At 71.0% G+C, this 6,114-nt stretch carries 8 protein-coding genes; 3 read left to right on the top strand and 5 right to left on the bottom strand.

The window, feature by feature from the left end; all coding sequences use genetic code 11:
* Positions 1-124 precede the first annotated feature (124 nt).
* Positions 125-565, top strand: a complete 441-nt coding sequence (locus ACIBEC_RS44785; RefSeq protein ID WP_360508751.1) for a universal stress protein — start codon at positions 125-127, stop codon at positions 563-565.
* 281 nt (positions 566-846) lie between these two features.
* Here ACIBEC_RS44785 and ACIBEC_RS44790 read toward each other — a convergent pair whose 3' ends face one another.
* The 3 genes from ACIBEC_RS44790 to ACIBEC_RS44800 are packed head-to-tail and all read right to left on the bottom strand — an operon-like array spanning position 847 to position 3,885.
* Entirely contained in the window at positions 847-2,145 is a 1,299-nt protein-coding gene (locus ACIBEC_RS44790) for an ArsB/NhaD family transporter (protein ID WP_360508753.1), read from the bottom strand.
* Positions 2,142-2,609, bottom strand: coding sequence for a CBS domain-containing protein (locus ACIBEC_RS44795; protein ID WP_360508756.1), 468 nt, complete (start codon positions 2,607-2,609; stop codon positions 2,142-2,144). The genes ACIBEC_RS44790 and ACIBEC_RS44795 overlap by 4 nt, the downstream gene beginning before the upstream one ends.
* A complete protein-coding gene (locus ACIBEC_RS44800; RefSeq protein WP_360508759.1) occupies positions 2,596-3,885 on the bottom strand; it encodes a cation:proton antiporter in 1,290 nt (429 codons plus the stop codon). The genes ACIBEC_RS44795 and ACIBEC_RS44800 overlap by 14 nt, the downstream gene beginning before the upstream one ends.
* A 247-nt stretch (positions 3,886-4,132) precedes the next feature.
* On the opposite strand from ACIBEC_RS44800, the gene ACIBEC_RS44805 reads away from it, so the two are divergent.
* Positions 4,133-4,630 carry an STAS domain-containing protein gene (locus ACIBEC_RS44805; protein ID WP_360508761.1) on the top strand — a complete coding sequence of 166 codons (498 nt, stop codon included), beginning with the start codon at positions 4,133-4,135 and terminating at the stop codon, positions 4,628-4,630.
* A 68-nt stretch (positions 4,631-4,698) separates the two neighbouring features.
* Here the strand turns inward: ACIBEC_RS44805 and ACIBEC_RS44810 are convergent, their stop codons facing one another.
* The gene (locus ACIBEC_RS44810) at positions 4,699-4,857 is read right to left on the bottom strand and encodes a hypothetical protein (RefSeq protein ID WP_360508769.1); all 159 of its coding nucleotides are present in this window, start codon (positions 4,855-4,857) and stop codon (positions 4,699-4,701) included.
* Between ACIBEC_RS44810 and ACIBEC_RS44815 the strand changes: the two genes are divergently transcribed.
* A complete protein-coding gene (locus tag ACIBEC_RS44815) occupies positions 4,834-5,007 on the top strand; it encodes a hypothetical protein (RefSeq protein ID WP_360508767.1) in 174 nt (57 codons plus the stop codon). The two genes, ACIBEC_RS44810 and ACIBEC_RS44815, sit on opposite strands and share 24 nt — an antisense overlap.
* A 550-nt stretch (positions 5,008-5,557) precedes the next feature.
* Here ACIBEC_RS44815 and ACIBEC_RS44820 read toward each other — a convergent pair.
* On the bottom strand, positions 5,558-5,956 hold the full coding sequence (locus tag ACIBEC_RS44820; protein WP_396290631.1) for a hypothetical protein: 399 nt from the start codon (positions 5,954-5,956) through the stop codon (positions 5,558-5,560).
* Positions 5,957-6,114 lie beyond the last annotated feature (158 nt).

Genomic DNA, 6,114 nt, shown 5'->3' on the forward strand with positions numbered 1-6,114 from the left:
CTTCCTGCCACCGGGGCCGGGACGGGGCAGACTGAGGAGAGGGGGGAGGCACGGGGGTCAAGGTTGCGCGTTGGTGGCGCCCGGGTGTCGGCCCGCCTCGGCGTGTGGCGGATGGGAGTGCGCGATGGACCAGGATGTCGGGGCGCAACACCGGGTTGTCGTCGGAGTTGACGGTTCACCGTCGTCGAAGCGGGCGCTTCGGTGGGCGCTCGGGCAGGCGGCGAGCACTGGTGCGGTGGTGGAAGCGGTGGCCTGCTGGCGGCCGGCCTCGATGTACGAGTGGGCGGTGCACGGCCAGGACTCCGGGCACGCCGAGGCGGCGCAGAAGAGCCTTGCGGCAGCGGTCGCCGAGGTGATCGGTGCGGCCCCGGCGGTGGAGGTGCGCCAGAGCACGGTGACCGGCAATCCGGCCGAGGTGCTGGTGGAGAGGTCGCGTGGTGCCGACCTGCTCGTCGTCGGCCACCGCGGACACGGCGGGTTCGCCGGTCTGCGGCTCGGATCGGTCAGCCATGCCTGCGCCCAGCACGCGGCCTGCCCGGTCGTCATCGTCCGCGATGACTCCTGAACCCGCGCTCGGCACGCGGCGGCACAGGCGAGCGGACCTGCGGCCGCGGTAACCGGCAGATGCCGACTTCGCTCGCGCGCTCCCGGACGCCCGGCTGGTCGGCGTCAGCCGCGCTGGCCCTCTGGTCTGGCGGTGGGACACGGAACATCCGTTCAACAGCACTGCCCGGCCGAACACCACCAGGGCAATGCCCAGCGGCAGGCTGGCCGCGCAGGCGCTCGCCAGCCAGGCGAGCGGTGTCGTGTCCGCGGTGCGGCTGCTGGTGGGCTGGGCTGCCGCGCTTAGGCGAGGGCGAAGTAGCGCACCCACAGGTAGAGGGCGGAGATGGCGATGGTCACGAGGGTGACGGGGATGCCGTAGCGGGTGAAGGTCCAGAAGCTGATGGGCTGGCGGTTGCGTTCGGCGATGCCGAGGACGACGACGTTGGCGGAGGCGCCGATGGCGGTGGCGTTGCCGCCGAGGTCCGCGCCGAGGGCGAGGGCCCACCACAGGACGTGGCCGTGGGTGTCGCCGACCGTGTGGACGAGATCGGCGGTGATGGGGGCCATGGTGGCGACGTAGGGGATGTTATCGACGATCGCGGACAGCAGGCCGGAGGCCCACACCAGGAGCATCGTCGCACCGAGCGGCGCGCCGCCGGTGGCGTCGGCCAGGGTGCGGGAGACCTCGCCGATGACGCCGGTCTCGATGAGGGCACCGACCATGATGAACAGGCCGGCGAAGAAGGCGAGGGTGGGCCACTCGACCTCGGCGAGGACGTCCTTGGTCTCGACCTTGGACACGGCGACGAGCAGGCCGGCGCCGAGGAGGGCGACCACCGAGGGCGCGTAGTGGACGACGGGGTGAAGGACGAATCCGGCGATCACCAGGATGAGGACGACCAGGCCCTGGACGAGGAGCTTCGGGTCGCGGATCGCCTCGCGTTCGTTGAGGGCCATCACCTCGGCCGCCCGGTCCTCGTCGTAGACGAAGAAGCGGCGGAAGAGGATGCAGCACATCCCGACGAGGACGGCGGTGAGCACGAGCGCGAGCGGGGCGAGGTGGACGAGGAAGTCGTTGAAGGTGAGGCCGGCGCGGCTGGCGACGATGATGTTCGGCGGGTCGCCGACCAGGGTCGCTATGCCGCCGATGTTGGAGGCGAACACCTCGGCGATCAGGAACGGCGCGGCCTTCAGCGCGAGCCGGTCGCACACCAGCAGGGTGACCGGGGCGACCAGGAGCACGGTGGTGACGTTGTCCAGCAGCGCAGAGGCGAGCGCGGTGATCACCATGAGCATGGCCATCACGCGGAACGGCTTGGCGCGGGCTCGTTTGACCGACCAGATCGCCAGGTATTCGAACACGCCGGTGCGGCGGAGCACCCCGACGATCATCATCATGCCGGCGAGCAGGAAGATGACGTTCCAGTCGATGCCGGAGTCGGTGGAGAAGAACGCCGATTCGTCGTTGGTCGCCCGGATCGCGAGCATGGCACCGGCGCCGCCGAGGGCGGCGGCGACCCGGTGGACCCACTCGGTGATGATCAGGACGTAGGCAGCGGCGAAGACGGCGAGCGACGCCCAGGCTTGCCAGTTGTTCACGGGTTTCCCAGGAGTCGGTGGAGCAGGTGGGAGGCGGTGATCACGCCCAGCAGCGGGCCGTTCCCGTTGCCGGCGGAGGCGTGTTCGAGGACGGCGACCAGCGGGCTGCGGGTGCGGGCCATGAGGGCGGCGATCTCCACGGCGGTGTCGTCCGCGTCGGCGACCGCCGGCGCGGGGGCGTCCCTGGGCAGGCACTGGCGCACCCGCAGCCCAGCCAGTGCCTCGCAGAGCCGGTCGGCGTGGGCTTCGTCGATCACCGCGGCCAGGGTCGGGTCCTCCAGGACGTAGCCGGGCACCAGCAGCTTGACCAGTTGGGAGGCAGGCAGCAGGGCGCGCGGGGCGCCGGCCGCATCCACGACCAGGACGCCGGGCAGCCGGTGTTCGGCCAGCAGGCGCGCGGCGTCCAGGGCCTGGGCGTCCAGGCCGACCGTGGGGTACGGCTCGGCGAGATCACGTGCGCGCATCGGGGTGCTCCTTGGCGAGCGTGTCGATGCCGGCCTGGACCGGGATCGGCACGGCGGTCGCCGGTGCCGGTGCCGTGTCCCCATCGTCCACGGCGGCCGACAGGTCGGGCTCGTCGACGTCGAACAGTCGGGCGATCGGCACGTCGGTGCTGGAGTGCACGGCGATGGACACCGCGATGCACACCGCGATCAGCGTGTACGCCTGTCGGCCTTGCGGGATGCCGGCCTGCAGGACGAGCAGCCCGTAGACGACGGAGGCGAAGCCTTTGGGCCCGAACCAGGCGGCGACCAGCTGCTCGCGCCGGTCGATGCGCGAGCGGATCAGCGAGATCAGCAGTGACGCGGGCCGGATGAGCAGGATCGCCAGGGCCACGGCCACGTATCCGCCGATCGACAGGTCCCCGAACAGCTGCGGGGTGAGCAGGGCGCCGAAGACCAGCAGGGCGGCGAACTTGCTCAGCTCCGCCAGTGCCTCGCCGAGCGGCTCGAACGCGGTCTTCGACTCGGGGGAGACGGAGGCGAGGACGGCGCCGGCGGAGAACGCGGCGAGGTAGGGGTTGGCGCCGGTGAGGTGGCAGGCGGCGTAGAGCAGGACGCCGGTGGCCAGTGGCAGCAGCGGCTGCAGCTTCGCCTCGGCTCCCAGGACCGGCACCCTGACCAGGGCGCTGATCACCACCGGGACGACGGCGCCCAGGACCAGGCCGCCGACTAGCTCCAGGGCGATGGTGGGCAGCGACGCCTCGAAGTGGGGCGAGGTCGGGCCGGCGGCGGCGATCAGCACCAGGACCACCGGCAGCGCCAGGCCGTCGTTCAGCCCGGACTCGACGTTCAGCAGCTGCCGCAGGCGGGCCGGGACCTCTTTGCGGCCGACGATCGCCGAGGCGAATACCGGGTCGGTGGGCGCCAGCACCGCCCCCACCAGCAGGGACGTCGTCCAGTCGAGCCCCACCAGGAAGTGCGTCACCACCGCCATGCCGGCGAACGCCAACGGCATCCCCAGGCCCAGAGCCCGGGCGGGGTTGCGCCACGCCGAGCGCAGGGAGGGGAACGAGACGTGCATGCCATCGGTGAACAGCACCCTGAACAGTGCGAGGTCCGCCGTCGTCGCCACGATCGCACTGTCGGGGGTGACGTGGATCAGGCCCAGGAAGCCGTCGCTGACCAGCGCCCCGGCGGCCAGGAACAGCAGCGACGTGGAGAGAACGGAGCGGGCGGCCAGGCCCGACAGCAGGACCGCGACGAGCAGCGCGGCCCCGAACACGGCAACGAGCACCACAGGAGTCACCCCCGGATCAGCGAAGAGGAAGAGACAGTTGTCCCCTTGTTCGCCGACCAGGCTTCCCGGCACTCCGTCCGCTACTTTATACGAGTTTTACGATTCCCTGATAGTCCTTTAACTGGCGCGGTGGAGGAGTCGTCGGCGCGCTGGCGTGGCCGGATCGGTGCCGGCGGCTAACATCACGCCCTGGTGAGCCGGGAAGCCTGGTCGGCGCGATGATCCGACGCGCCCGCAGGAGCCACTCGTGCACCAGAGCCACCACCAATTCCTGCTCGGGCCCGTGCGGGTGAGAACGACACGTGCGCTCGCCGCCCTCGCCCTGGCCGGCGTCGCCGCTCTCGCCGCGTGGCTGACCACCGCCTTGACCAGGCAGCCGTGGACCAACCTGGCCCTCGTGCTCGCGAGCCCCCTCATCTTGCGCACCGCCGCTCGCGACCTGCGCCGCCGCCTGGACGGCACTGTCACGGTCAAGCTCCACGGCGAGGTCGGATCCCGCAGCGCGGAGCGAGCCGCACGACGCATGGCCGCTGCCCTCGAACGGGGACCGAGCGCCGTCGACATCGACATGACCCGGGTGACCCGGCTCAGCCGAGACGGCGCCACTGCTCTCCTCGCTGTGGTGCGCGCAGCTCACACCGCCGGTGTGCCGGTCGTCGTACGAGGCGCTAACGCCCAGGCCCGTGACACCCTCCACCAACTCGGCCTGGACCGGCTCGTGGCCTACCGCCCGGGCCAGCGATGAGAAGCAAGCACCCTCCCACGGCGCGGGGGACGACCATGGAGGTGCAAGCCCCTGGCGCCGACGGGGCGTCACCGAAGGGAGGCCGGCGTGCCGCGCGGGAAGCTTCGGCTCTCGTCGGCGTTCATGTCGTAGGCGGTGGCGCGGGCGCGGCTGAGGGCGATGACGGAGTCGTAGGAGTTGCTCTCGATGCCGGGATCGACGTCATCACCACCGTCAACATCCAGCACCTGGAGTCGCTGAACGACGTCGATGGTGCCGCCCAGGGACGGTACGGAGCGACCACGCCGAGCGCACCGAGCCCGGCCCGGAGGAGGAGCTGCGACGGTGCCGCACGGGGTGCGGATCTACCGGGTCGCGGTTCAATCGTCGATGTCTGATCCGTCGCTGCGATGATGCCCCACCGAAACGGTGCGGAGTAGCTGAGCACATCGCGGACGTCCTCGCCGCCGGTGCCAAGCTGCGATGGTGCCGCACAGGGGTGGTGTGGAGCGACGCCGCCCTCTTCGGCGAGCCGAAGAAGGCATGGGGCGGTGATGGCTCCGCATTGCTGGGATACGAGGAGGCGAGAGCCAGTTCACCGCGCTCGTCACTGTGTTCGGGCTGCGATGGTGCCGCACTAACAGGGGCAGGAAGGACGGTCGTGTGCAACCCACGTACCTGCGGCCTCATGCGGCTGTGATGGCGCCGCGCGGCAAGGTGCGGAGGGACGACCCAGTGAGCCGGGCTGTCGGGGTTGGTGGTCGCCCTGCGATGGTGCCGCACCGGGGCGGTGCGGAGCGACGCGGGTGATCGGGGTGCCGCCGTCGTAGTGGATGTAGCTGTGATGCTGCCGCACCAGGGCGATGCGGAGCGACGGCCTCGCCCGTGCCGGTGCGCACGCGGGTCATCTGGCTGCGGTGGTGCCGCACCGGAACGGTTCAGAGGACGTTAAGTCCGTTTCTGGTAGATGCCTCGTCCGGGTTGGGTGAGGAAGCCCTGGCGGGTGAGGCGTCCGAGGCGGGAGCGGGTGACATTCAGGGAGGGGTCGTCGGTGGGCCAGCTGAGGAGTTCGTGCAGTTCGCGGACGCGAAAGGGCTGGTCGGGGTGGTGGTTGAAGGTGTCCAGGACCTGCTGGTAGGCGGTAGCCGGTTCGTCGGGCTGGGGGTCGGTGCCGTCCGGCGTGATCTCCTGGACGATCTTCCGGGCCGTGGCCAGCTCGGCAAGGCGCCTCTCGGTCTCGGCCAGGGCGGTCGTGAGGTGCTCGATCTGCCGCCGCAGGTCGTCGGCCCGGGCCATGGCCTGTTCATGCCGGAACTGGACGTCCTTCAGGATGTCGGCGACGTTCACGCGGCCACCTCGTAGGCGTCGCGCCAGGCTGGGGCGGGGGTGGTGAGGCGGCGGGCCATGTTGGCGGTGGACGCCCAGCAGACGCGGGAGGCGGCGTTGTCGGGCCGGTGGTCGTACTCGCGGGCCAGACGCCGGTGGAGCATCAACGTGCCGTTGAC

Source organism: Kitasatospora sp. NPDC051164 (assembly GCF_044455625.1).
Classification (GTDB): domain Bacteria; phylum Actinomycetota; class Actinomycetes; order Streptomycetales; family Streptomycetaceae; genus Kitasatospora.

Coding starts and splice junctions, on each gene's coding strand:
- ACIBEC_RS44785 (WP_360508751.1), top strand. CDS start 125: ATGGACCAGGATGTCGGGGCGCAACACCGGGTTGTCGTCGGAGTTGAC.
- ACIBEC_RS44795 (WP_360508756.1), bottom strand. CDS start 2,609: ATGCGCGCACGTGATCTCGCCGAGCCGTACCCCACGGTCGGCCTGGAC.